27 protein-coding genes are annotated in these 24,590 nt (G+C 67.6%); 24 read left to right on the top strand and 3 right to left on the bottom strand.

Going from position 1 to position 24,590, the window contains the following annotated elements; all coding sequences use genetic code 11:
* The first annotated feature begins 118 nt into the window (after window positions 1-118).
* The 9 genes from J8I34_RS15205 (at window position 119) to J8I34_RS15165 (ending at window position 8,019) form a co-directional block, all read left to right on the top strand.
* Window positions 119-1,180 (top strand): LacI family DNA-binding transcriptional regulator, encoded by a 1,062-nt coding sequence (locus tag J8I34_RS15205; protein ID WP_209773567.1) that lies wholly within the window; start codon window positions 119-121, stop codon window positions 1,178-1,180.
* Window positions 1,181-1,404: 224 nt separating this feature from the next.
* A complete protein-coding gene (locus tag J8I34_RS15200) occupies window positions 1,405-2,214 on the top strand; it encodes a transporter substrate-binding domain-containing protein (RefSeq protein ID WP_029048646.1) in 810 nt (269 codons plus the stop codon).
* A 53-nt stretch (window positions 2,215-2,267) separates the two neighbouring features.
* Window positions 2,268-3,035 (top strand): amino acid ABC transporter permease, encoded by a 768-nt coding sequence (locus J8I34_RS15195; protein ID WP_029048647.1) that lies wholly within the window; start codon window positions 2,268-2,270, stop codon window positions 3,033-3,035.
* Entirely contained in the window at window positions 3,032-3,682 is a 651-nt protein-coding gene (locus J8I34_RS15190; RefSeq protein ID WP_209773565.1) for an amino acid ABC transporter permease, read from the top strand. Before J8I34_RS15195 ends, J8I34_RS15190 begins: the two co-directional genes overlap by 4 nt.
* A complete protein-coding gene (locus J8I34_RS15185) occupies window positions 3,669-4,403 on the top strand; it encodes an amino acid ABC transporter ATP-binding protein (protein ID WP_209773563.1) in 735 nt (244 codons plus the stop codon). Before J8I34_RS15190 ends, J8I34_RS15185 begins: the two co-directional genes overlap by 14 nt.
* A 32-nt stretch (window positions 4,404-4,435) precedes the next feature.
* Entirely contained in the window at window positions 4,436-5,194 is a 759-nt protein-coding gene (locus tag J8I34_RS15180; RefSeq protein WP_029048650.1) for a sugar phosphate isomerase/epimerase family protein, read from the top strand.
* Window positions 5,191-6,135 carry a sugar kinase gene (locus tag J8I34_RS15175; protein ID WP_209806362.1) on the top strand — a complete coding sequence of 315 codons (945 nt, stop codon included), beginning with the start codon at window positions 5,191-5,193 and terminating at the stop codon, window positions 6,133-6,135. Before J8I34_RS15180 ends, J8I34_RS15175 begins: the two co-directional genes overlap by 4 nt.
* Before the next feature lie 53 nt (window positions 6,136-6,188).
* On the top strand, window positions 6,189-7,172 hold the full coding sequence (locus tag J8I34_RS15170; RefSeq protein ID WP_209773559.1) for a 2-hydroxyacid dehydrogenase: 984 nt from the start codon (window positions 6,189-6,191) through the stop codon (window positions 7,170-7,172).
* Between the two features lie 31 nt (window positions 7,173-7,203).
* On the top strand, window positions 7,204-8,019 hold the full coding sequence (locus J8I34_RS15165; RefSeq protein ID WP_209773557.1) for a shikimate dehydrogenase family protein: 816 nt from the start codon (window positions 7,204-7,206) through the stop codon (window positions 8,017-8,019).
* Window positions 8,020-8,078: 59 nt separating this feature from the next.
* On the opposite strand, the gene J8I34_RS15160 is transcribed toward J8I34_RS15165, so the two are convergent.
* The gene (locus J8I34_RS15160) at window positions 8,079-8,891 is read right to left on the bottom strand and encodes an IclR family transcriptional regulator domain-containing protein (protein WP_209773554.1); all 813 of its coding nucleotides are present in this window, start codon (window positions 8,889-8,891) and stop codon (window positions 8,079-8,081) included.
* A gap of 162 nt (window positions 8,892-9,053) precedes the next feature.
* On the opposite strand from J8I34_RS15160, the gene J8I34_RS15155 reads away from it, so the two are divergent.
* From J8I34_RS15155 to J8I34_RS15115, 9 genes are all read left to right on the top strand, one after another.
* Window positions 9,054-10,631: an alkaline phosphatase family protein gene (locus tag J8I34_RS15155; protein ID WP_029048655.1), complete on the top strand. Its 1,578-nt coding sequence runs from the start codon at window positions 9,054-9,056 to the stop codon at window positions 10,629-10,631.
* 63 nt (window positions 10,632-10,694) lie between these two features.
* Window positions 10,695-11,660: a Bug family tripartite tricarboxylate transporter substrate binding protein gene (locus J8I34_RS15150; RefSeq protein WP_209773552.1), complete on the top strand. Its 966-nt coding sequence runs from the start codon at window positions 10,695-10,697 to the stop codon at window positions 11,658-11,660.
* A gap of 71 nt (window positions 11,661-11,731) precedes the next feature.
* Entirely contained in the window at window positions 11,732-12,256 is a 525-nt protein-coding gene (locus J8I34_RS15145; RefSeq protein ID WP_209773550.1) for a cupin domain-containing protein, read from the top strand.
* Between the two features lie 47 nt (window positions 12,257-12,303).
* The gene (locus J8I34_RS15140) at window positions 12,304-13,323 is read left to right on the top strand and encodes a hydroxyquinol 1,2-dioxygenase (protein ID WP_029048658.1); all 1,020 of its coding nucleotides are present in this window, start codon (window positions 12,304-12,306) and stop codon (window positions 13,321-13,323) included.
* Window positions 13,324-13,386: 63 nt separating this feature from the next.
* Window positions 13,387-14,850 carry an aldehyde dehydrogenase family protein gene (locus tag J8I34_RS15135; RefSeq protein ID WP_029048659.1) on the top strand — a complete coding sequence of 488 codons (1,464 nt, stop codon included), beginning with the start codon at window positions 13,387-13,389 and terminating at the stop codon, window positions 14,848-14,850.
* A 7-nt stretch (window positions 14,851-14,857) separates the two neighbouring features.
* Entirely contained in the window at window positions 14,858-15,196 is a 339-nt protein-coding gene (locus J8I34_RS34735) for a dehydroquinate synthase/iron-containing alcohol dehydrogenase family protein (RefSeq protein WP_029048660.1), read from the top strand.
* 44 nt (window positions 15,197-15,240) lie between these two features.
* Window positions 15,241-16,113, top strand: a complete 873-nt coding sequence (locus J8I34_RS15125; protein ID WP_209773548.1) for an intradiol ring-cleavage dioxygenase — start codon at window positions 15,241-15,243, stop codon at window positions 16,111-16,113.
* A 5-nt stretch (window positions 16,114-16,118) separates the two neighbouring features.
* Window positions 16,119-16,427, top strand: coding sequence for a YciI family protein (locus tag J8I34_RS15120; protein WP_029048662.1), 309 nt, complete (start codon window positions 16,119-16,121; stop codon window positions 16,425-16,427).
* Complete coding sequence (locus J8I34_RS15115) at window positions 16,417-16,743, top strand: Rieske (2Fe-2S) protein (RefSeq protein ID WP_035878211.1); 327 nt, start codon at window positions 16,417-16,419, stop codon at window positions 16,741-16,743. The genes J8I34_RS15120 and J8I34_RS15115 overlap by 11 nt, the downstream gene beginning before the upstream one ends.
* Before the next feature lie 66 nt (window positions 16,744-16,809).
* Here J8I34_RS15115 and J8I34_RS15110 read toward each other — a convergent pair whose 3' ends face one another.
* Window positions 16,810-17,382 (bottom strand): TetR/AcrR family transcriptional regulator, encoded by a 573-nt coding sequence (locus J8I34_RS15110; RefSeq protein WP_029048663.1) that lies wholly within the window; start codon window positions 17,380-17,382, stop codon window positions 16,810-16,812.
* A gap of 87 nt (window positions 17,383-17,469) precedes the next feature.
* A complete protein-coding gene (locus J8I34_RS15105) occupies window positions 17,470-18,603 on the bottom strand; it encodes a CaiB/BaiF CoA transferase family protein (RefSeq protein WP_029048664.1) in 1,134 nt (377 codons plus the stop codon).
* A 126-nt stretch (window positions 18,604-18,729) separates the two neighbouring features.
* On the opposite strand from J8I34_RS15105, the gene J8I34_RS15100 reads away from it, so the two are divergent.
* Genes J8I34_RS15100 through J8I34_RS15075 form a run of 6 tightly spaced genes read left to right on the top strand, consistent with a single transcriptional unit; the run spans window position 18,730 to window position 24,583 of the window.
* Window positions 18,730-19,140, top strand: coding sequence for a Zn-ribbon domain-containing OB-fold protein (locus J8I34_RS15100; protein ID WP_156914433.1), 411 nt, complete (start codon window positions 18,730-18,732; stop codon window positions 19,138-19,140).
* Window positions 19,137-20,282: a thiolase family protein gene (locus tag J8I34_RS15095; protein ID WP_209806361.1), complete on the top strand. Its 1,146-nt coding sequence runs from the start codon at window positions 19,137-19,139 to the stop codon at window positions 20,280-20,282. Before J8I34_RS15100 ends, J8I34_RS15095 begins: the two co-directional genes overlap by 4 nt.
* 29 nt (window positions 20,283-20,311) lie before the next feature.
* Window positions 20,312-21,457: an acyl-CoA dehydrogenase family protein gene (locus tag J8I34_RS15090; protein WP_209806360.1), complete on the top strand. Its 1,146-nt coding sequence runs from the start codon at window positions 20,312-20,314 to the stop codon at window positions 21,455-21,457.
* 15 nt (window positions 21,458-21,472) lie between these two features.
* Window positions 21,473-23,008 carry a class I adenylate-forming enzyme family protein gene (locus tag J8I34_RS15085; protein ID WP_209806359.1) on the top strand — a complete coding sequence of 512 codons (1,536 nt, stop codon included), beginning with the start codon at window positions 21,473-21,475 and terminating at the stop codon, window positions 23,006-23,008.
* Window positions 23,005-23,802, top strand: a complete 798-nt coding sequence (locus J8I34_RS15080; RefSeq protein ID WP_035878218.1) for an SDR family NAD(P)-dependent oxidoreductase — start codon at window positions 23,005-23,007, stop codon at window positions 23,800-23,802. Before J8I34_RS15085 ends, J8I34_RS15080 begins: the two co-directional genes overlap by 4 nt.
* A gap of 10 nt (window positions 23,803-23,812) precedes the next feature.
* Window positions 23,813-24,583 carry a crotonase/enoyl-CoA hydratase family protein gene (locus J8I34_RS15075; RefSeq protein WP_209806358.1) on the top strand — a complete coding sequence of 257 codons (771 nt, stop codon included), beginning with the start codon at window positions 23,813-23,815 and terminating at the stop codon, window positions 24,581-24,583.
* Window positions 24,584-24,590: the final 7 nt, after the last annotated feature.

The following is a 24,590-nucleotide window of genomic DNA, read 5'->3' as shown; positions in this document are numbered from 1 at the left end:
GTTTTGAACGTCCGCATCTTCGGCCATGCCACGCAGAATTGGCAGACGGCTGGCGCGACGGCGCCTTCGGACGGCATAATCGCATACTGAAACTGGTTTCAGCCCTGCGCCCCCGTACATGCCATCTCCCGCCGCCAAGCCGAATGCCGCGATTACCGTAAAGCCGGCAGACAAGCTCACGATCCAGGATGTCGCCGATTATGCCGGCGTTTCCAAGGCAACCGTCTCGCGTTACCTCAACCGGGGCGGCGAGCAATTGTCCGCGGATGTCGAGGCGCGCGTCGCGGCGGCGGTCCGGGAGCTCGGCTATAGCCCGAGTCCGATGGCGCAGGCGCTCAAGCGTGGCAAGTCGCGGCTGATCGGGCTGGTGGTGGCCGACGTGACCAATTCGTTCTCCGTGGCGGTGCTGCGCGGCGTCGAAAAAGCCTGCCGCGAGGCGGGCTACATGGTGATGCTGTTCAACCTCGGCAACGACGAGCAGCTCGAGCGCGAGGCCATCCGCTCCCTGTCGGCCTACCGGGTGGAAGGGTTCATCCTGCACACGCTCGGCCACGACGCGGGTGCGCTGGCGGACGCGGCACGGTTGGGCAAACCCGTCGTGCTGGTCGACCGCAAGATCGGAGACGCGCAGGCCGATCTGGTCGCGCTGGACAACCACAGTGCCCTGGACGCCGCGGCGGACCACCTGGTCGAGGCCGGCTATGGGCACGTGCTCTTCGTCACCGAACCGGTCCGGGCCATCAGCTCGCGCATCGAACGCTCCCAGGCGTTCCAGGACTTCATCGCGACCCATGGCGAGGCGTTGGCCGGCGAAGTCTTCCAGTCGCAGGCCGGCGACGAAGCAGGCCTGGACCAGGCCCTGCGCGCGCTGCGCCAGCGCGCGGGCACGGCGCCCGCCGCAGTGCTGGCCGGCAATGCGGTGATCTCGCTCCGGGTCGCGGCGGCGGCGGCGCGGCTGGGCTGGCAACTGGGCACCGACCTTGGCCTGATCGGCTTTGACGATCCCGAATGGGCCGCCCTGGTCGGCCCGGGCCTGAGCACGATTTCGCAGCCGACCGACGATATCGGCCGCGTCGCCACGAACTGCCTGATCGAGCGGCTGCACGGCACGCAGCTGCCGCCGCGCCAGGTGCTGCTGCCCGGCACGCTGGTGGTCCGCGGTTCGACCCGGCGCGGCTGACGCCGCCCGCTCCAGCAAGGCGCGCGTGACGTGCGCGCGCCGGCACCTTCCCCTGCGGCCCCGCTGCAAAGCGCGTCGCGCGCCGCACTTTGACACCTGATTTATCGCCTTAGGGGTTTCCACTGGTGGAGAACTGAAACCGGTTTCCTATAATCCTGAAACCGGTTTCAGACAGTTGCAGGCGCTCACCGCGACCTGCGCAACCCCCCACCTGGAGACAACCCATGACCCACCACCGCCTTCTGCCAACCCTGCGCCGGCTGGCCAGGTTCCTGCTGCCGCTGATGGTGCTCGCGAGCGCCGCCGGCGTCCACGCGCAGACCGTTTCCGAGATCGTCAAGAAAGGCAAGGTCACGATTGGCGTGGTGTCCGGCGCGCCGCCCTTCGGCATCACCGACGCGTCCGGCAAGCCCGCCGGCTACGACGTGGACGTTGCCAACCTGCTGGGCAAGTACCTGGGCGTGCCGGTCGACATCGTGCCGCTGACTTCGCCCAGCCGCATCCCGGCGCTGGAATCCGGCAAGGTGGATTTCCTGGTGGCCACGCTGGCGCCCACCCCCGAGCGCGCCCGCGCGATCATGTTCAGCGCGCCTTACAGCGCGTTCGAGCTGACCATCTTCGCGCCAGCCACGGCCAAGTACGCCAGGCTGGCCGAGCTCGGCAAGAAGAAGGTGGGCGTGACGCGCGGCACCACGCAGGATTCCGCGCTGACGCGGCTGGCGGTGCCCGGCATGCAGATCGTCCGCTTCGAGGATGACGCGACCTGCGCCCAGGCCCTGATCAGCAACCAGGTCGAAGCCATCGCACTGCCCAGCACCACCGGCAACGAGATCCTGAAGGCGCGCGGCGCCGGCAAGTTCGACGCGAAGTTCGCCTTCTCCGTGCAGCCCAATTCCATGGCCGTGCGCAAGGACGCCTACGAGCTGCGCCAGTGGCTCAACACCACCATCGCCTACATCAAGCTCAACGGCGAGCTCGACGCCGTCGCCCAGAAGTGGACGGGCAAGCCGCTGCCGGCGCTGCAAGTGTTCTGAAACTCCAGCCCCCATGCCGCGCCGGCCAGCCGCCGGCGCGCCAGGAGACTCGCATGAACTATCAGTTTGAATGGACCGCGGTGCTGTCGCAGGCAGACCGTTTCGCCGAAGGCGCCGCGATGACGCTTGGCCTGAGCCTGGGCGCGATCGCGCTGGGCACCCTGGCCGGCACCGCCTGCGCCATCGCCGCCGCCTACGGCGGACCGTGGGCTCGCCGCTGCGTCACGGCCTATGTGGAGGCCATCCGCAATACCCCCTTCCTGGTGCAGCTCTTCATCATCTTCTTCGGCCTGCCCACGGTTGGCTTGCAGGTCGATGCGCTCAGCGCCGCGCTGGTCGCCATGACCATCAACCTGGGTGCCTATTCAACGGAGATCATCCGCGCCGGCCTGCAGGCCGTGCACCGCTCGCAGATCGAAGCCGCGCTGGCGCTGGGCATGACGCGCTGGCAGTGGATCCGCCACGTGGCACTGGTACCGGCTTTCGAGAAAGTCTACCCGGCGCTGACCAGCCAGTTCACGCTGATGATGCTCACGTCGAGCGTGGTGTCGACCATCTCGGTCGAGGAGCTGACCGCGGTGGCCAGCCAGGTCGATTCGCAGACCTTCCGCACCTTCGAGAGCTACATCCTGGTGATGGGCCTCTACATCGGGCTGGCCCTGCTGCTGCGCGCGCTGTTCGCCCTGCTCGGCAACGCCGTGTTCCGGCGCCGCCGCGCGGTGGCCGCCGCGAAGAAGCGCACGCGCGCCAGCGCCCCATCCAACGCACAGGCGCGCTCCAGGACCGCCCTGGCCCAGCCTGCCACCGGGAGCGCGCAATGATCACCGAACTCTCCTGGAACCATCTCGGCATCCTGCTGCTGGCGGCGCGCTGGACCCTGTGGGTGACGCTGCTCGCTTTCGTGGGCGGCACGCTGGCGGGCTTCCTGGTCGCGCTGGCCCGCACTTCGCGCAGCGCGCTGCTGCGCCATGCCAGCCTCGCCTACATCCAGGTCGTGCAGGGCACGCCGGTGCTGATCGTGCTGTTCCTGAGCTACTACGGCCTGTCCGTGCTCGGCCTCAAGCTCTCGCCCATGGTCGCGGCGATGCTGGCCATGTCGGTCTACGCCAGCGCCTACCTGGGCGAAATATGGCGCGGCTGCATCGAGGCGGTGCCGCAGGGCCAGTGGGAAGCCAGCGAGGCGCTTGCGATGACGCGCTGGCAGCAACTGCGCCACGTGGTGCTGCCCCAGGCGGTGCGCCTTGCCCTGCCGCCCACGGTCGGCTTCTCGGTCCAGCTGGTGAAGAACACTTCCATCACCTCGATCATCGGCGTGGTCGAACTGACCCGCGCCGGCCAGCTGATCAATAACGCGACCTTCCAGCCCTTTGCGGTGTTCGTGCTGGTCGCCCTGATTTACTTTGCGCTCTGCTTCCCGCTGTCGGCGGCGGCCAGGCGCCTGGAAAGGAGGCTCCATGCCTATCGTTGAAGCACGCGACGTGCACAAATCCTACGGCCCCAATGCTGTCCTGAAGGGTGTGTCGTTTGCCATCGAGCCTGGCCAGGTGGTGGCCATCATCGGCCGCAGCGGCTCCGGCAAGAGCACCATGCTGCGCTGCCTGAACGGTCTCGAGGTGATCAATGCCGGCGACATCACGGTAGCGGGCCACAAGCTCGACCACGAGCGCAAGCAGCTGCTCGACCTGCGCCGCGACGTGGGCATGGTGTTCCAGAGCTATAACCTGTTCCCGCACCTGACCGTGGGGGAGAACATCGCGCTGGCCCCGCGCATCGTGCGCAAGCTTGCTGCGGGCAGGATCGCTGCGATCGTCGACCAGGTGCTGGAGCAGGTCGGCCTGCTGGAAAAGAAGGATTGCTATCCCGAGCAGCTTTCCGGCGGACAGCAGCAGCGCGTGGCCATTGCCCGCTCGCTGGCGATGGAGCCGAAAGTCATGCTGTTCGACGAGGTCACTTCGGCGCTGGATCCCGAGCTGACCGCCGAAGTGCTGCGCGTGATGGAAAACCTGGCGGCCTCGGGCATGACCATGGTGCTGGTCACGCATGAAATGGAATTCGCGCGACGCATGGCGCATACCACCATCTTCATGCACCAGGGCAAGGTGCATGAGGCCGGGCCATCCAAGGCCCTGTTCGCGCAGCCGCAGACGCCCGAGCTGCGCCAGTTTCTCTCCGCGGGAGCGCTGAAGTGAACCAGCCACGCAACCAACTTCTACGCGGCGGTATGCCGCAAGCCCTGGTTTCGCTGACCGCCTACGGCGCCGAGCTGGCGCTGCGCGAAGGCCAGGCCGCGCTGGCCCGCATCGCGGCCGCGGCCGGCGCCGACGGCGTGGAGTACCGCGGCGAACTGCAGCGCGGCGGCAGCGACGCGCTGCGCGAACAGCGCGCGGTCGCCGAGGCGCACGGGCTCGCCGTGGTGTGGTCGAGCCCCGAAGGGATCTGGGACGAGGCCGGCGATGTGGACACCGCCGCGCTCGACCGCGCCTTCGGCACGGCCCATGCGCTGGGCGCCGCGCGGGTGAAGATGTCGTTGGGCGGCTATCGCGCCGGCGCGGCGCTGGACGCCTTGCTGCCGTGGCTGCAGCAGCCAGGCATCGAGCTGGTGGTCGAGAATGACCAGACCAGCCGTGCCGGCACGGTGCCGCCGCTGCAGGACTTCTTTGCCAGGACCGCCGCGCTGGGCCGGGCGGTACCCATGACCTTCGACATGGGCAACTGGCACTGGACCGGCGAAGACCCCCTGGCCGCCGCGCACGCGCTCGCCGGCCAGGTGGGCTATGTGCATTGCAAGGGCGTGCAGCGCACGCCGGACAAGTGGATCGCCGTGCCGCTCGAGGCCTCGGCAGCGGCGTGGCGCAGCGTGCTGCGCGGACTGCCTGCCGAGGCCCCGCGCGCGATCGAATTCCCGCTGCAGGGCGCGGACCTGGTGCAGGTCACGCGCATGCACCTGGCAACGCTGCGGTCGGCGGAGGTGGCCGCATGACGCACGATCTTGACGTCGTCACGCTGGGCGAGGCCATGCTGATGCTGGTGGCGGACCAGGCCGGCGCGCTCGAACATGTGGAGAGCTTCCGCAAGCGCACCGCGGGCGCCGAGACCAATGTCGCGATCGGGCTGTCGCGCCTGGGCCTGAAAGTGGGCTGGGCCAGCCGCCTGGGCAGCGATTCGATGGCGCGCTACCTGCTCGCCGAAATGCAACGCGAGGGCGTCGATTGCAGCCAGGTGGTGTGCGAACCCGGGCAGCGCACCGGCTTCCAGTTCAAGGGCCGGGTCGACGACGGCGGCGACCCGCCGGTGGAGTACCACCGCCGTGACTCGGCCGCCAGCCGCATGGGCGCCGAGCACCTTGACGTAGCCTGGCTGCACCGCGCCCGGCATCTGCACGTGACCGGCGTGTTCCCGGCACTGGCCGCCGGCACGCAGGCCGCCACGCGCAAGGCCATTGCCAGCATGCGGGGCGCCGGGCGCACGATCTCCTTCGATCCCAACCTGCGGCCCACGCTGTGGGCGACGCCCGAGCTGATGCGCGACACCCTGAACGACCTCGCGCAGCACTGCGACTGGGTCTTTCCGGGCATCGAGGAAGGCCGCTTCCTGACCGGGCACGACGACCCACGGCGGATCGCTGCCTTCTACCGCGAGCGTGGCGCCAGCCTGGTGGTGGTCAAGCTTGGCGCGGAGGGCGCTTATTTCGATGGCGAGGGCGGCCGCGGCCACATCCCGGCCTGCCAGGTCGAGCGCGTGGTCGATACCGTCGGCGCTGGCGATGGCTTTGCGGTGGGCGTGATCAGTGCACTGCTGGAAGGCCGCCAGGTCGTGGACGCGGTACGGCGCGGCGCCTGGATCGGTGCGCGCGCGGTGCAGGTGCCGGGCGACACCGAAGGCCTGCCGACGCGGCAGCAGCTGGAAACGGCCGGCTATTGAGGCAGATGCCGATGCCGATGCCGATGCCGACACCCCAACCGCAAGGACAGACAATGCGCAAGAACGTTCTGGTGTTCCGTCCGATACCGCCCGACCTGCTCGCCGGCATCGAGGCCGAACACGATGTCGTGGTCGCCGACCCGCGCCAGCCGGCGCAGGCGCCGGCTTTCCGCGAGGCCCTGGCCGGTGCCCACGGCATGATCGGCTCCAGTATCAGGCTGGGTGCGGCCGAGCTGGCGCACGCCGGCCGGCTCGAAGTGATTTCCAGCATCTCGGTCGGGGTCGACAACTATGACCTCGGCTTCCTGCGCCAGCGCGGCATCGCGCTGTGCCACACGCCCGGCGTGCTCACCGAAACCACGGCCGATACCGTGTTTGCGCTCATCATGGCGGCCAGCCGCCGCCTGGTCGAGCTCGCCAGCCATGTGCGCGAGGGCCGCTGGACCCGCAATATCGGCGAAGACCTCTTCGGCTGGGATGTCCATGGCAAGACGCTGGCGATCCTCGGCTTCGGGCGCATCGGCCAGGCCGTGGCGCGCCGTGCGGCGCTGGGCTTCGGCATGCGCGTGCTGTACGTCAACGAAGGGCCTGTCGAAGTGCCCGAACTGGCCGGCCGCGCCACCGCTGCCACGCTGGACCAGGCCCTGGCGCAAGCCGACATCGTGGCCGTCACCTTGCCGCTGACCGACAGCACGCGCGGGCTGATGGGCGCTCGCGAATTCGCGCTGATGAAGCCGGGCGCGATCTTCGTCAACGGCGCGCGCGGCCAGATCGTGCAGGAGGCGGCATTGCTGGCGGCGCTTGACAGCGGCCACCTGCGTGCCGCCGCGCTGGATGTGTTCGCCACCGAGCCGCTGCCGCAGGACTCGCCGCTGCGCCGCCACCCCCTGGTCACGGCACTGCCGCACATCGGCTCGGCTACGCACGAAACGCGCCGCGCCATGGCCGCGCTGGCCACGCGCAACCTGCTGGATGCGCTGGCCGGACGACCACCCGCCACGCCCTTCCGCCTCACCGCCGTGCCAGCGGCGAACTAGCGCAGTCCCCCCTTCCCCACGGACCACAGACATGCCCCGCTCCATTCCCACGCTGTGCGGCTCGATCATGGGCGAGCCCTTCACCTTCAACGTGCGCATCCACAATGCCGCCTACCGCGCGCTGGGGATCGACTACACCTTCGTCTGCTTCGGCGTGCAGGACGTGCCGGGCGCCGTCCAGGCCATCCGCGCGCTCGGCGTGCGCGGCATGAACGTCTCGATGCCGCACAAGCAGGCCGTGATCCCCTACCTGGACCGCCTCGACGAAACCGCCCGCGCCATCGGCGCCGTCAATACCATCAGCCATGTCGATGGCGTGCTCACCGGCTACAACACCGACTGCATCGGCGCGGTGCGGGCGTTCGAAGACGTGGTCGCGCTGCGCGGCAAGCGCCTGGCGCTGCTGGGCGCGGGCGGCGCCGCGCGCGCAATGGCCTATGGCCTGCGCGAGGCCGGGGCCGAGGTGACCGTCTTCAACCGCACCGAAGCGCGCGGCCAGCAACTGGCCGATACGCTCGGACTGCGCTTTGGCGGCGCGCTCGCGGATTTTCGCGCGGACGATTTCGACCTGCTGGCCAACGCCACGGCAGCCGGCTTCCGGGCGCCCGATATCAACCCGGTTGCGGGCCAGCTTGCCCCGCACCTGGTAGTCATGGACGCCGCGTTCATCCCCGTGCGGAGCAAGCTGATCCGCGATGCCACCGCGCTCGGCTGCCGCACCATCGACGGCACGCGCATGATGCTGCACCAGGCCTGCGCGCAGGTCGAACTCTATACCGGCTGCACGGAAACGCCGATCCATGCGATGGAAGGCGCGCTGCTGGACGAGATTGCCAGCTTGTCGTGAGCCATGGCGGGGCGTCGCAAGCCGCGCCGGGCGCGCCGCTTCGCCTGACACGACACCAGTCAGCCGTCGGCCGACATCCTGTGCGCGATGCTTGCGGCGGTACGCTGCAGCGGTGCGAGGCATTGGCCAACCATCTGCTCCAGCGTGCGCACGCCCTGGATCCAGACGATGTTGACGCAACCATAAACGCGCCCCCTGGCTGACATGACCGGCACGGCCAGTGCTTCCAGGCGGTCGTTGGCCTCGGTGCGCCCCTTGTCGTAGTCGCCACCGAAGCCCTGGTCGCGCACGCCATAGCCGCGCTGCCGCGTGCCGGCAATCAACGCGGCCACGCGCTCGGCGTCGTGCGCCATCGCATCCCCGCCCCTTCGGCTGCGGCGCAGTGCCGCCAGGATCGATTCGCGTTCCTTGTCCGTGCAGAAGGCCAGGTAGGCCTGCCCCACCGCCGAGCGCAGCATGTTGACCTGGAAGCCGATGTTGTCGCGCCGGATCATGAAGTAGGACTCGGCCCGGTTCGTCTCGCACAGCACCATGGCATTCCCGCGCCGTATGGCGAGATCCGAGGGCCACAGGATTTCTGCCTGGAGGCGATCGAGTTCCGGCGCGGCATATTGCGCCAGCCGGTCATTCACGCCGGCCTGCCGGCTGCGCGCCGGCGGCTGGGTGCCGGGGCAGTAATGTCCGTCGGCAATCCGCCGCCAGATCAGGTTCCGGCGCTCCAGCGTCACCAGGATGCGCAGCAGCGTCGCCTTGGGCAGGCCGGTCAGCTCATGCAGACCCTGCAGGCTCGCACCCCCGCTTGCCTGAACCGCCCCCAGTACCGCCAGACCGCGATCCAGCGCGGTAACCGTCTTGACCTTGGGATTCCACATCGCCGTTCCTTGCCGCGGCGCCCATTGCCCGCAGGTTTCACTGCGTGAAACTCTAGCAGAAGCAGCTTGAGAAGCCCAGCCGCAGGAAATACTGTTCTGGCCATGGCAGCAGCAATCGGCGAGCCGCCGATCGCGCAATCCGTGACGACAGGAGAGACCGAGATGGGACGGCAGTGCGTACGCAACGTGCTTTGGATCATGTGCGACCAGTTGCGCTGGGACTATTTGTCCTGCTACGGGCATCCGCGCCTGCACACGCCCAATATCGACCGCCTTGCGGGCCGCGGCGTGCGCTTCACCAACGCCTTCGTACAGGGCCCGGTGTGCGGTCCGTCGCGCATGTCTTACTACACCGGACGCTACGTGACGAGCCATGGGGCGGTCTGGAATTTCGTGCCGATGCCCATTGGCGAGATGACGCTGGGCGACTTCCTGCGGCCCCACGGGGTGCGCGTCGCGGTGGCCGGCAAGACGCATGTGGAGGCCGACCGCGCCGGCATCGGGCGCCTGGGCATCGACCCGCAAAGCGCGCAAGGCGTGTTGGCCGGCGAAGGTGGTTTCGAGCCGTTCGACCGCGACGACGGCATCTGGCCGCCCGGCTTTGCCGACGAGGCCCACCAGTACACCGCCTACCTGCGCCAGCGTGGCTACGACGGCGCCAATCCATGGCACGACCACGCCAATTCCGCGCTGGGCGAGAACGGCGAAATCCTCTCCGGCTGGAACCTGCGACATGCCCGCCTGCCGGCGCGCGTGCGCGAGGAAGACTCGGAGACGCCATACATGACGCGCCGCGCCATCGACTTCATCGAGCAGAACGCCGACCGTCCGTGGACGCTGCACCTGTCATACATCAAGCCGCACTGGCCCTACGTCGCGCCCGCGCCCTACCATGACCTGTACGGCCCTGAAGATGTGCTGCCCGCGAAGCAGGACGCGCGTGAAATCGAACATGCGCATCCCGTGCTGCAAGGCTTCCGCAATTGCGAGGTAAGCCGGAATTTTTCGCAGGCAGCGGTGCGCGCCACGGTCATTCCGACCTACATGGGCCTGATCAGGCAGATCGACGACCAGCTCGGCGTGCTCTTTGACTACCTGGAACGCAGCGGCCGCTTCGACGACACCATGATCATCTTCTCCAGCGATCATGGCGACTACCTCGGCGACCACTACCTGGGCGAGAAGGAGCTGTTCCACGACAGCGTCGCCAAGGTGCCGCTGATCATCTATGACCCGCGCCAGGACGCCGTGCGCGGCCGGGTGGAATCGCGGCTGGTGGAAGCCATCGACCTGGTGCCGACCATTCTCGACGCGTACGGCGTGCCGGTTCCCGACCACATCGTCGAAGGCCGCTCGCTGTCACCGCTGCTGCGCGGCGAGGCGCCGTCCGACTGGCGCGATGCGGTGTTCTCCGAGAACGACTTCGCCTTCCGCGACTTCGTGCGCGAGCCGGTCGGCCGCCCCGCACACGGCTGCCACATGACCATGGTGCGGGACCACGACTGGAAGTTCGTGCACTTTGAAGGGCTGCCGCCACAGCTGTTCGACCTGCGCAACGACCCGGACGAATTCGTCGATCTCGGCACCGACCCGGCCTACGCCGCCGTGCGCGAGCGCTTCCAGGCACGGCTGTTCGACTGGCTGCGCAACCGCCGCATCCACCCCACTGTCAGCCACGCCGCCATGGCGGGATGGACCCGCAAGGAAGACGCCGCGGGCATCCATATCGGCAGATGGTGACCCGTTTCCCGTCCGCTGCTTCACATCGCATCACACAAAAACACAACGACATCAGGAGACAACATGAAACCCTACCGACTGGCGCTGGCCATTGCGTGCCTGGCCGCCGCGCCCCACACCTCGGCCCAGGGCGACTGGCCCAGCCGCCCCGTCCGGATCGTCGTGGCCTTCCCCGCGGGCTCTCCCGGCGACACCGCCTCGCGGCTGGTTGCGGACAAGCTCGGCCGGGCGCTCAGGCAGCCCGTCGTGGTGGAGAACCGTCCTGGCGCCGGCGGGAACATCGGCGCGGATGTCGTGGCGAAGGCGCCGGCCGACGGCTACACCTTCCTGCAAGGGCCCGACACCATCGTGACCGTCAACCCGGCGGTCTATCGCAAGCTGAACTTCAAGCCCACCGACCTGACGCCCGTGATCACGCTGGCGCGCTTTAACCAGATGCTGGTGTGCGCCCCCTCGTCCGGCATCCGCTCGCTCGCCGACCTGAGCGGCAAGGCGAAGGCAGGGCAGCCCGGCGTCAACTACGCCTCCGGCGGCCCCGGCACGCCCGGACACCTGGCCATGGAGCTGTACCTGGCGCAAGCGAGCCTGAAGATGACCCACGTGCCTTACAAGGGCCCGTCGCCGGCGATGCAGGACGTCCTGGCCGGCCAGGTGCCCTGCGGCTTCCTCGCGTCCCCGGTGGTCGCGCCCCATGTCAAGGCAGGCAAGCTCGTAGGCCTGGCGGTATCCGGCTCCACTCGCTCGGCGATGGCGCCGCAGGTGCCGACGATGGAGGAAGCCGGCATGCCCGGCTATGACGCGAGCTTCCGCGAGGTGCTGTTTGCACCCAAGGGCACGCCGGACGCCATCGTACGGCGCATGAACGAGGAGATCGGCCGCATCCTGAAGCTGCCCGAGGTACGCGAAAAGCTGCAGGCTAACGATCTCGATCCCGCGCCCGACGTGCCTGCCGCCATGGCACGGCAGATGGAAAGCGACGCCACCAAATGGGGCGCCGTCGTCCACAGGATCGGCCTGCACCTGGACTGAGTCCCGCCGTCCCGATCGAATTCCGTGCCGCCGCGGCCGCCGGCGGCGCGCCACCCATGACAGGAGACACCATGAGCACTGCCACCCACCAGACTGCCCAGACTGCCCAGACTGCCCACCAGACCGTGTTTGGCTCCCTCGCCCGGTATCGCAAGGGTTCCATCGAAGTCACGCAGGGCTCCGCCCGGCACTACGTCTTTTCCAACATCTTCGAAGTCGCGGCGCACGCGGCGCCTTTCGACAAAGTGGTGGTGGGCAAGAACCTGGAATACGTCATCGAGACCCTGCGCGCGGAAGGCGTTTCGCCCTGGTATGCGTGCGCCCATGACGAGTTCGCCGTGCTGATGGATGGTGAAGTACGCGTCGACCTGATCTCGCTGAACGAAGCGCCGGCGTCCGGCAAGGGCACGGTCCTGGCCGGCGCCGAGCCAGCGGGCAAGCCGATGGGCCACATCGTGCTGCGCCAGGGCCACCAATGCCTGCTGCCTGCGGGTTGCGCTTATCGCTTCACGGCGCTGAAGCCCGGTGTACTGCTGGTGCAGACCATCCTCGGTGCGTTGTCGATCGAGAAATGGTCGGAGATTTGCATCAAGTAATGCGGTATCCGCCCCCACACCAGACCAGTGCTAACAGGAGAACAGACATGGCCATGCCCGACACCCCGATCAAGCCCGCCACCTTCGCGGCCGACAAAGTCGTTGCCACCGCCCCGGACCCGGTCACCGGCTACAAGCGCTTCCACCTCGGCGCCTTTGCGTTTGCCCGCGACGAATACTTCGTCAAGGTGAGCTGGCCGGTCAAAGACCAAGTACGCACGCACGCCATCGCCGCCGACGCCTTCCTGCGCGCGCTGATGCGCGACGTGGCCTGGGGCTTCTTCTATGGCTGGGTCAACTTCGACCACGTGTTCGGCACGCGCAACCACTATGGCAAGGTCGATGTCTACGCCGGTGCCTTCAACGGCGTGATGAAGGAAGCCGGCGTGGACTACACCGAGACCTTCGAGACCCCGCTGATCATGGCCACGTTCAAGGCGATGCTGCATGACTGGACCAACGCGGGCTTCGACCCGTTCGCGGCGCCCGAAGAAACCGGTACGGCATTCGGCCGCAAGCATGGCGACAACATTGCGGCCATCGAGCGCTCGCGCATCGCCACGCGCCGCATGCCGGGCCTGCCGGACGATTCCCCGCTGCGCGACGACCTGCCGGTGAACCGGGCCTTCCTGGACGTGCCGCAGGACGAACCGGAGGTGCACGCCAGGCCGGGCTTCGAAGGGCAGCTCCATGCCTTCAGCCTGTTCAAGTACCTGTCCCGCTCGGACGTGACCTGGAATCCGTCGGTGACTTCGGTCTGCGGCCAGAGCCTGTTCTGCCCCACCACCGAGGAGTTCATCCTGCCGGTCTTCCACGGCAACGACCGCGTGGAGTGGTTCCTGCAGCTGTCCGACGAGATCGTCTGGGACATCGGCGACAAGAACACCGGCGCGCCGCGCGCCCGCGTGACCATGCGCGCCGGCGACATCTGCGCCATGCCGGCCGATATCCGCCACCAGGGCTACTCGACGAAGCGCTCGATGCTGCTGGTGTGGGAAAACGCCACGCCGGACCTGCCCGGCCGCTATGAGAGCGGGGAACTGAAGCCGTACCCGGTCGAGTTCTGACCACCGCCCAATCGACCTCACGAACCTCACGGACTTCTCGGACCTCACGGAAATCATCTAACCATGCAGAACAAGCTCTTCATCAACGGCCGTTTCGTCGACGCCCGGGACGGCGGCACCATCGACGTGCTGAACCCCCACGACGGCAGCGTGATCACGGCCATCGCCGCGGCGCAGGCCGCCGACGTCGATCTTGCGGTGGATGCCGCGGCCCGCGCCTTCCCGGCCTGGTCACGCATGCCAGCGGCCGAGCGTGGGCGCCTGCTGCTGAAGCTGGCCGACAGGATCGAGGCGCACACCGAGGAACTCGCACAACTGGAGTCACTGGATACGGGCCACCCCATCCGCGACTCGCGCGCATTGGACGTGCCCCGCACGGCGGCCTGCTTCCGCTACTTCGGCGGCATGGCCGACAAGCTGCAGGGCTCCGTGATCCCGGTGGAGACAGGGTTCCTCAACTACGTCCAGCGCAAGCCCATTGGCGTGGTGGGCCAGATCGTGCCGTGGAATTTCCCATTGATGTTCACCAGCTGGAAGATGGGCCCGGCGCTGGCCGCGGGCAACACCGTGGTCATCAAGCCCTCGGAACTGACGCCGCTGTCCTCGCTGCGGATTGCCGAACTGATGGCCGAGGTCGGCTTCCCCGATGGCGTCGTCAACATGGTGCCGGGCTTTGGCCACACCGCGGGCCAGCGCCTGGCCGAACATCCGCGCGTGGGCAAGATCGCCTTCACGGGCTCCACGGCAACCGGCCGCGGCATCGTGGCGGCATCACAGGGCAACCTGAAGCGCGTGCAGCTCGAGTTGGGTGGCAAGGGCGCCAATATCGTCTTCGACGATGCGAACCTGGACGCCGCCATCAACGGCGCGGCGTGGGCGATCTTCCACAACCAGGGGCAGGCCTGCATCGCGGGCTCGCGGCTGGTGCTGCACGAGCGGATCGCCGATGCGTTCCTCGAGCGCTTCACCGCCCTGGCGGGCTCGATCCGGCTCGGCAATCCGCTCGATCCGGAAACCGAGATGGGGCCGCTCACCTCGGCGCAGCACCGCGACCGCGTGCTGTCCTACGTGGATATCGCGCGCGGCCAGGGCGCGCGCGTGCTGGCTGGCGGCAAGACCCCCGCGGATGCCGCGCTGTCCGCGGGCTACTACGTCGAGCCGACCATCGTGGAAGGCAGGCCACAAGATCGCGTGGCACAGGAAGAAGTGTTCGGTCCGTTTGTCACCGTGCTGCGCTTTGGCAGCGACGACGAAGCGCTGGCCATCGCCAATGCCACCGACTACGGCCTGGGCAGCGGCCTGTGGACGCGCGACCTGTCCCGCGCGCACAGGTTTGCCGAGGCGATCGATGCCGGGATGTGCTGGATCAACTGCTACAAGCGGGTCAATCCCGGCAGCCCCTTCGGCGGCGTGGGACAGTCCGGCTATGGCCGCGAGATGGGATTCGAAGCCATGCATGACTACACTGAAGCACGGTCGGTCTGGGTCAATGTGGACGCGGCAATCCCGCCGCACTTCAAGCGCTGAGGCAATCATGGAGAGCTTTGTCTACCAGTCCGCGCCATCGCGCGTGGTCTTCGGGGAGGATGCGCTGCAGCATCTGCCCGAAGAGGTGGCGCGCCTGGGCGCGCACCGGGCGCTGGTGCTCACCACACCGGAGCAGCGCGCGCTGGGCGAGCGTCTCGCCGGGCTGCTCGTGAACCAGGCGCTCGGTATCCCTGCCTCACTTGCCCCGATCGGCATGCCGGAGGCTGGCCTGGATGAGGCCGCCACGCCGGCCTGTACCAATGCCTACTACAACCCGCGCCCGATTGAGCGCGAAGCCATCCTGGCGCTGCTCGGGCGCGCCTCGCGCGGCCAGGCTCCGGCCTGAGCGGCGGCGCGATTCCCGTTACCGGCCTTTGGAGGAACACTGCGATGGAAACCCCGCACGCGGCTGCCGAGGCAGCCCTGACGGAACAAGTGGTGGAGCGGTTCGCCGCCACGCCGGACCCGCGCCTGAGGACGCTGATGCAGGCGCTGGTACGGCATCTGCACGCCTATGTCCGCGAGGTGGAACCGACGGAGGCGGAATGGCTTGCCGCCATCCGGTTCCTGACCGATACCGGCAAGATGTGCGACGGCAAGGTGCGGCAGGAATTCATCCTGCTGTCCGATACGCTGGGCGTCTCGATGCTGGTCGACGCCATCAACCACCGCCATGCCGGCGGCGCCACCGATACCACCGTGTTCGGGCCGTTCTATATCGCCGGCATGCCCGAACGCGCCTGCGGCGAGAACATGGCCGCCACGCCCGGCACGCCGGCGCTGGTGCACGGCCGGGTCTGCTCGACCGACGGCACGCCGCTGGCGGGCGCGGTGCTCGATATCTGGCAGACCGCCGAGAACGGCATGTACTCCGGCCAGGACACCGCGCAGCCCGAAGGCAACCTGCGTGGGCCTTACCGCACGGACGAGGATGGCTGCTACGCCATCCGCACCATCGTTCCGGTCAGCTACCCGATCCCGACCGATGGGCCGGTCGGGCGCATGTTGTCGGCGACCAACCGCCATTCCTGGCGGCCCGCCCACTTGCATTTCATGATCGATGCCCCGAACCATCGCACGCTGGTTACCCACCTCTTCAACCAGGGCGATCCCTATCTCGAATCCGATGCCGTGTTCGGCGTCAAGCCTTCGCTGCAGGTCGCGTACGAAGCGCGTCCGGCCGACCATCCGCTGGCAACACGCTTCGGCTTTGACGGCCCGTTCCGCGAAGCCTGCTATGACTTCGTCCTCGAGCCACGATAAGCCGCATGCCAGCCTTCTACGCCATCTTTGCCACCGACAAGCCGGGCATGCGGGCCGTACGCGAACGCGTGCGCCCGGCCCATCGCGCCTACCTGCGCGAGACCGCCAGCCACAAGGTGCGGGTATGCCTGGGCGGGCCGACGCTGGACCCGCAAGGCGAAACCATGAACGGCACGCTGCTGGTGGTCGAAGCCGGAAATATCGTGGACGTCGAACGTTTCCTGTCCGACGACCCGTATATGCGCGCCGGCCTGTTCGAGCGTGTCGAGGTCCGTCCCTGGCACTGGAGCCTGGGCAATCCCGATGAAGCCTGAGGGTGCCATGCTTTGCCATCTCGAAGACATTGCCGACGGCCAGTCTCTGGCCATCCAGACCGCCACCGAGCACCTGGTCCTGGTGCGCCGCGGCACGCAGGTCTGGGCTTACGTGAACCGCTGCCCGCACTTCTCGATACCACTCGACTTCGTCCCCGGCACGATCCATACCTATGAGGCCGAGGTCTTGATGTGCGCCCACCATTCGGCGCTGTTCCGTTTTCACGACGGCGTCTGCATCGATGGCCCGTGCCAGGGTAGCGCCTTGGCATCCCGGGCGGTCCGGGTGGTTCAGGGAAAAGTCTTCCTGCAGTAAGCCGCAAGGGTCAAACGGCAGTATCGACTTCTGCTGCGCCCAGACGAAGGAACCGCCAGGTCAGCATCAACCGGAAACCACCATGCGATCCACCATCGCCTCGCACAGGTGCATCAGCTTCTTCGTGTCAAGGGTCTTGCTCTTGGCGGTGGCATTGATGGAAAAGACCTGCGCGATGCCGCGCATGTTGGCGACAATGAAAGTGGCCAGGCTGTCCAGGTCGGACTCGATGAAGCGGGTGCCCCGGGACTGTTCCGCCTCCAGGCACTCGCGCACGAAAGCGATCGTGGCGTCGTTCATGCTCGCGACGTCCGCGGCGAACTCCTGATCCTGAAAGATGGCCTCCGACAGCAGCGCCGAGAACACCTGGGTGTTGGAGTCTGGCTTGCTGAGGCTGCCAAAGTGCGCGCGTATGAAGCTACGCAGACGTTCGAGGCCAAACGTGTGCCCTTCCGCCTGGTGGAAGCGCTTGGCGAACTCGGCGCGCAGCTCGGTCAGCACGGCCAGTTGCAGCGCCTGCTTGCTGCCATACAGGTGAACGACGAGCCCCTTGCTGACGCCCGCGGTCTCGGCCACCTCAGCAATCGTCATGCCACCAACGCCCTTGGCGCGCATGACCGTCGTGGCGGCCTTGATCAAGGCCAGCTCCGACGTAGCGCGCCGCTCCTCCTGCGTGCGTCGGGTTCGGACGGTATGGGGTGTCGTGGCAGTCATGGTTAAGCAAACTCAGGCGTTTTGTGAACGGAGCAAATTCTCCAGATTATCGGGCGTTAGAGCCAGAGTGCTCAGAATTTCGCGCGTGTGAGTGCCCACGGGCGTGATGTCCCGCATCTCCGGCGGCGTGGCCGAGAACCGCGGCGCGGGGGCGGCCTGCAGCACGCCCCCACGCTCGACATAACTCTGGCGCGCAGCCATGTGTGGGTGGCGGGCGGCCTCGTGCGGCGCCAGCACGGGCGCCCAGCAGGCGTCACTGCCTCCCAGGCGGGCTTCCCATTCGGCGCGGGTGCGCGAGCGCATGAGCGCGGCCATGGCTTGCCTGAGCTCGGGCCACAGGCCGGGGTCGTTCTGGCCGCGGACAAAACGCGCGTCGCCGTCCAGCTCCAGGCGCGCGAGCAACTCGGCATAGAACCTGGGTTCCAGCGGCGCAAAGTTGATCCAGCCGCCGTCCTGGCACTGGTAGCTTTGCGCCGCCCAATGCGAACCGTCAAAAGCCTGCGTGCCGCGCTCGAAGCCGCCGCCGCGCCGCTGGATGGCGCCCAGCATCAGGTTAAGCATGTGGGCAGCGCCATCGACGATGGCGGCATCGACGACCTGCCCTTGCCCCGTGCTGCGCGCATGCTGCAGCGCTGCCAGCAGCCCCACCGCCAGATACAGCGCGCCGCCGGCCACGTCGCCCAGCACGGTGGACGGCGCCATCGGCGGCTCACCGGCCGGGCCGGCAAACCACAGGGCGCCGCTGAGGGCGGTGTAGTTGCTGTCGTGGCCGGCGCGCGGCGCCCATGGGCCCTCCTGGCCCCAGCCCGTCATGCGGCCGTACACCAGCGTGGGCCAGCGCTGCAGGCACACCTCCGGCCCCAGGCCGAGGCGCTCCATCACGCCGGGGCGCATGCCTTCGATCAGCAGGTCGGCACCCTCGCACAGCCGCAGCACGGCCTCCACGGCCACGGGATCCTTTAGATTCAGCACTACCGACTGCTTGCCGCGGCTGGTGATGGCGTGGGGCCGTTCCGGCGTGGCCAGGCGCTCGGGCGGCTCGACGGCGATGACGGTCGCGCCCAGATCGGCCAGCAGCATGCCGCAGAACGGGCCGGGCCCGATGCCGCTGATTTCGATCACTTTGACGCCTGCGAGTGGGCCCATCTGGAGCTCCTTGTTGGAATGACTGGAATGGCAGGGCCGGCAAGAGATGGCCGGACTGCGTGAAAACCCTATTTGCTAAATCATACAAACTTACCAACCATATGGTAAGTAAGTTGAGGAAAAAACATGAAGACAGACGACACAACTTCCCACATCGAGAAACCCACCCTCTGTGGCCGGGACGCCCACCAGACCCCTTTTCTCAAAGGGGTCCGCTGCTCAGCATGCGATGAAGTGGCGTTCCCACCGCAGCACTACGGATGCGAGTGCTGCGGCAGCAGCGAACTGGCCGATATCGAACTGGCGGCGCAAGGCATGGTGCTGGGCACCAGCCAGGTCCACATCCATGCCCAGCCGGAGCCTGCGGTGCCATTCACGGTGGCCGAGGTCCGGCTCGACGCCGGCCCGGTGGTGCGCGCCCTGCTCGACGTTGGGCACGAGGCTGGCGACTGGCATGGCCGGCGCGTCCATGGCGTGCTGCGTCAGCGCGGGCAAGACCCCGCGGTTCTGGAATTCCGATTCGGGGTGACCGCATGAAGCGAACATTGAAGGACCTGCGGCCGGTCTACGTCGTGGGCATTGGCTGGCACCGCTACCAGGATCCGTCGGATACGTCGTACGTGACCCTGGGCCTGACTGCCGCGCGCCAGGCGCTGGCAGACGCGAGCGTGCCCATTGCCTGCGTGGACACGGTCTATGTTGCCCGGGCGCTGCTGGGCATGGCCTGTGGCCGGCCCATCCTGCGCCACCTTGGGGCGACGGGCCTGCCCATCGCCCATGTCGAAAACGCTTCGGCCTCCGGTTCGACGGCGTTCCGCAATGCCTGCATCGAAGTGGCCAGCGGCCTGGCAGATACCGCGCTGGTGCTGGGCGTGGACAAGCGCGCGCCGGTGGTCCGTGCCGAGACACAGGCTGGCATCGAGCAGCTGGCGAGCGAGTACATCGCGCCGTTCACACATTTTGCGCTGCTGGCGGACAAGTATGTGCATCGCTCCGGGGCCGACATGCGCGACATCGCGCTGGCCGCGGTGAAGAACCACAACAACGGCGCGCTCAACCCGAACGCCCAGCGGCAGAAGCCGCGCACCCTTGAGGAGGTGCTGGGGGGGCGCAAGGTGTCGGGCGACCTCACGGTGCTGCAATGCACGCCGGTCGGCGAAGGCGCGGCGGCGGTGGTGCTGATGTCCGAAGACGCGGTCAAGGCGCACGGCATCGAGCCCGGCCGCGCGGTGCGCGTGCTGTCGTCTGCCGCCCGGAGCCAGGCTGTGTACAAGGACGCCACCGCGTTCGACGAACTGCTTACGCAGGCCACCTGCCTGCAGGCGCTGCAGGAGGCCGGCGTGGCACCCACGGCGCTTGACGTGGTCGAGCTGCACGACGCGTTCGCGATCGAGGAAGTGCTGTACGTCGAGGCCATGGGCCTGTGCAAGCCGGGCCAGGCCATACCGGCCTTGAAGGCGGGCGAGTTCCACATCGGCGGCAAGGTGGCCGTGAGCCCATCCGGCGGGCTCATTGCCATGGGGCACCCGATCGGTCCCACCGGCGTGGGGCAGATCGCCGAAATCACGCTGCAACTGCGCGGCGAGGCCGGGCAGCGGCAGCAGCCCCGGGCGCGCACGGGGCTGGCGCACATGGTGGGCGTGGGCGCCGTCTGCTACGCGCACGTGCTGGGCATCTGAGCCGCGAATCACATCCAGGAGACATGCACATGATCGACTACATGGTCGAATTCGACGAGGACACGCGTGCCATCGTGGACCTCACCCGCAAGCTGGTGCACAAGCACCAGATGCCGCTGGAGGCCAGGAAGCTGCAGGGCGGCGAGATCACCCCGCAGGACCTGCTGCCCGGCACCAGGGCCGCCAAGGAGGTGGGCCTGTGGGGCCTGACGCTGCCCGAGGCGCTGGGCGGCGCCAGGCTGACGGTGACGCAGCAGCTGGCGGTCATCGAGCAGAACTACCAATGCCTGGTGCCCCTGCGCTTCGGCGGGCAGGTGCCGCCGTTCCTCTTCAACGCCACGGGCGTGCAGAAGGAGCGCTACCTCGATCCCTGCCTGGAAGACCGGTTGCGGTATGCGTTTGCACAGACCGAGCCTTCGGGCGGCGCCGACCCCGGCAATGCGATCCAGACCAAAGCCGTCAAGCGGGGCGACAAGTGGGTGATCAACGGCACCAAGGTCTTCATCTCCAGCGTCGGCCCCGCCGAGGTGATCTTCGTCGTGGCCGTGACCGACCAGGAAAAGCGCCAGCACGGCGGCATCTCCATGTTCGCGGTGGACAAGTCCAATCCGGGCCTGAACGTGTCGCGAGACATCCAGACGCTGGACGGCATGATCACCAACGAGCTGATCTTCGACAACTGTGAAGTGCCCGAGGATGCGTTGATCGGCGCCAGCGGCGAAGGCTTCCGCAACGCGCAGATCATCCTGTCGCAGGCGCGCTTCGGCGTGGGCGCGCGTGCCCTGGGCATCGCCATGCGCACGCTCGAGATGATGACCGAGTATGCCAGGCAGCGCGTGACCTTCGGCTCCGCCCTGTCGCAGAAGCAGGCGATCCAGGCCATGGTCGTGGACTCATGGATCGACATCAACCAGTGCCGCCTGATGATGTACGCCGCCGCCAGGAAGGCCGATGCCGGCCACGACACGCGTGTCGAGGCCAGCCTGATCAAGATGCAGGCCACAGAGGTGGTCGGCCGCGTGCTCGACCGTGGCGTGCAGGTCTTCGGCGCGGCCGGCGTGTCGCTGGATAACCCCATCGCGCACTGGTATCGCTCGCAGCGCCCTGCCCGCATCTATGAAGGCCCGACCGAGGTGCACAAGTACCACGTGCTGGCCCGCCACCTGTTTCGCTGAAGGATGGACACCCCGATGACAACCGTACCGACCCTGCCTGAGCACTGGGCGCAGATCCAGCCAGACCGGCCCGCCGTGCTCGCCGCAGACCAAACCCTGACCTGGCGCGAAGTCAACACGCTGGCCGACAACATCGCCAATCAACTGGCCCGGTGCGGTGTCGGCGCCGGCGACATCGTGGCGCTGCGCATGCAGACCACGTCGCGATGGGTGGCCCTGATGCTGGCGCTGTCCAAGCTCAAGGCCCGGCTGCTGGGCATCAACTGGCGCCTGGTCGCCGACGAGGTCAACTATGTGCTGGAGAACGCCGGCGCGAGGATGCTGATCCTTGACGACGAGCAGCCGCAGGCGTTCATGGAAAAAATCTCTGCGCTGCCGCGGGACGCCATCGTTCCGGTGACCCGCACCGGCGCAGAGAGCCAATGGAGCGCGCTGACCCAGCCGTGCGGAGCGCCCATCACCATGGACGAACTGTGCGAGCAGATCATCTACACGTCCGGTACCATGGGCAAGCCCAAGGGCGTACAGCGCCATCTGCGGCCCGAGCCGGGCAACGAGCGCCTGAACCGCTACCTGGAGGCCCAGGGCGGGGCGTACAAGCGGTACCAGGTGTCCGACGTAGTGCTGGTGTCCATGCCCCTGCACCACGGCTCCGGCCCTTCGCAGGTGCGCGTGGCAATGGCCAGCGGCTCCATGCTGGTCTTGCAGAACCGCTTCGATGCCGCCCAGTGGTTCGACCTGGCCGAGAAGCACGGCGTCACGCACTGGACTGGCGTGCCCACCATGTACAAGCGGCTCAAAAGCTACCAGGAGACCTCGGGCCGCCAGGTGCCGCGCCTCAAGAGCATGGGCATCGGCGCCGCACCTGTACCCATGGCGATCAAGCGGTGGGTGCACGAGCAGTTCGGGCCGGTGCTGCATGAGGGCTACGGCTCCACCGAGACCGGCATGGTTGCCGGCATGAAGCCGGAAGACCATTTCAGAAAACCCGGCTCCAGCGGCCTCCCCTATGACGGCGTGGAAGTGGAGATCCGCGACGAGGACGGCAAGCCGTGCCCTTGCGGCACCGTTGGCGAGATCTGGGTCGACACCCCCGCCGTGATCAGGAGCTATCTCAATGCGCCGCCGCTGGATGAAGACACGCTCGATGCGCGCGGCTTCTTCCGCACGGGCGACATGGGGCACCTCGATGAAGACGGCTATCTCTACATCACCGACCGCGCCAAGGACATGATCATCTCGGGCGGGGTCAACATCTATCCCGCGGAAATCGAGGCCGCGTTCTACCAGCACCCCGGCTTGCTCGACATCGCGGTGGTCGGCCTGCCCGACGAAGAATTTGGCGAGAAGGTGGTGGCCTACTACGAATCCAGGGACGGCCAGCCCATTGCCGGCGACGAGCTGGCTGCGCTGGGGCAAGCGCACCTGGCGTCGTACAAGCGGCCACGGGATTTTGTCCATGTCGCCGAACTGCCGCGCAATGCCGTCGGCAAGATCCTGAAGCGCGAGCTTCGCCAACCCCATTGGAACAACCAGGAGCGCAACGTATGACCTTGAACCTGACCGACCTCAACGGAAAAATCGCCGCCGTCACCGGCGCGGGCCAGGGCGTGGGCCGCGAGGTGGCCCTGCACTTCGCCAGAAGCGGAGCCCGGGCCGTCATCGTCAACGACTTCTATGCCGAGCGGGCACAGGCGGTGGTGCAGGAAATCGAGGCGCTGGGCGTGAAGGGCGTGGCTGCCGTGTGCGACGTGACCGACCAGGAGCAGGTCAAGGCCGCGTTTGCGCAGGCCGCGCACGAGGCCGGCGGCAGCATCGACATCCTGGTCAACAACGCCGGCAATTCGGGCGTCAACCCCAACCCGGAAGCGCGCAAGCATTTCTGGGAGGTCGGCGAGGCGGCCTGGGACAGCTTCATCCGCGTCAATTTCTACGGCGTCATCAACTGCACCGCGGCAGTCGTGCCCGGCATGATCGAAAAGAACGCGGGCCGGCTGATCACCATCATCTCCGACGCCGGCCGCGTGGGCGAGCCTAACCTGGAGATCTACTCCGGCGCCAAGGCCGGGGCCGCCGGCTTCATGCGCGGCGCGGCCAGGGCCCTGGGGCGCTACAACATCACCGCCAATTGCGTCGCCATCTCCGCCACGGCGACGCCGGCGATCGCCGCGCGCCTGGAGGCTGATCCCGACAGGACAAAGAAGATGCTGTCGAACTACGTGATCCGCCGCGTGGGGCAGCCCGAGGACGTGGCCAACATGGTGTTGTTCCTGGCATCAGGATCGAGTTCGTGGATCACGGGCCAGACCTATCCGGTCAACGGCGGGTTCTCGTTCAACCTGTGAGGAGCGCACCATGACCACCGAGCAAGCCGCAATGCTGGAGAAGAAGGTCGGAGTGGCCGTCATCACCCTGAACCGGCCCGAAGTCAAGAACTGCTGCAACAACGCGATGGCGATCGCGCTGCAGGACATCATGGACGAAATCGACGAGGACAAGCACTGCTTCGTTGCCGTCATCCATGGGGCCGGCGGCAATTTCTCGACCGGCGCCGACCTGAAGGAAGCGGCCAGCGGCGTCAAGCGCACCAGGCTGCGGCGCGGTGGCTTCGGCTGCTTCGTGCATCCGCTGCGCAAGCCGCTGATCGCCGCCGTCGAGGGCTACGCCGTGGGCGGCGGCTTCGAGCTGTGCCTGACCTCCGACATGGTGGTGGCCGCCGCCAACGCCAAGTTCGGCCTGCCCGAGGTCAGGCACAACCTGGTGGCCGTGGGCGGCGGGCTGTTCCGCCTGCCCAAGAAGATTCCCTACAACATCGCGTTCGAGATGGCCCTGACCGGCAAGATCTACGACGCCGGCTTCCTGCGGCCCTACGGCATCTTGAACCGGATCGTCGAGCCGGGCACGACCCTGGACAGCGCCATGGAGCTGGCCCGCTCGCTGCTGGTGAACGGCCCGACGGCACTGGCCGCATCCAAGCGCATCATGTCCAAGGCCTTCGAATGGCCTGAGCTCGAAGCCTGGGAAAACCAGATGCCGATTGCCCAGGTTGCGCTCAACTCAAAGGACCGGGTGGAAGGACTCAAGGCCTTTGCGGCCAAGCGCGCGCCGGTCTGGTCCGGCGAATAGCGCCAGG

Source organism: Cupriavidus phytohabitans (genome assembly GCF_017815025.1).
In the GTDB taxonomy this organism is placed as follows: domain Bacteria; phylum Pseudomonadota; class Gammaproteobacteria; order Burkholderiales; family Burkholderiaceae; genus Cupriavidus.
The sequence above is the reverse complement of the archived record's forward strand: the minus strand, read 5'-3'. Positions and strand labels throughout refer to the sequence as shown.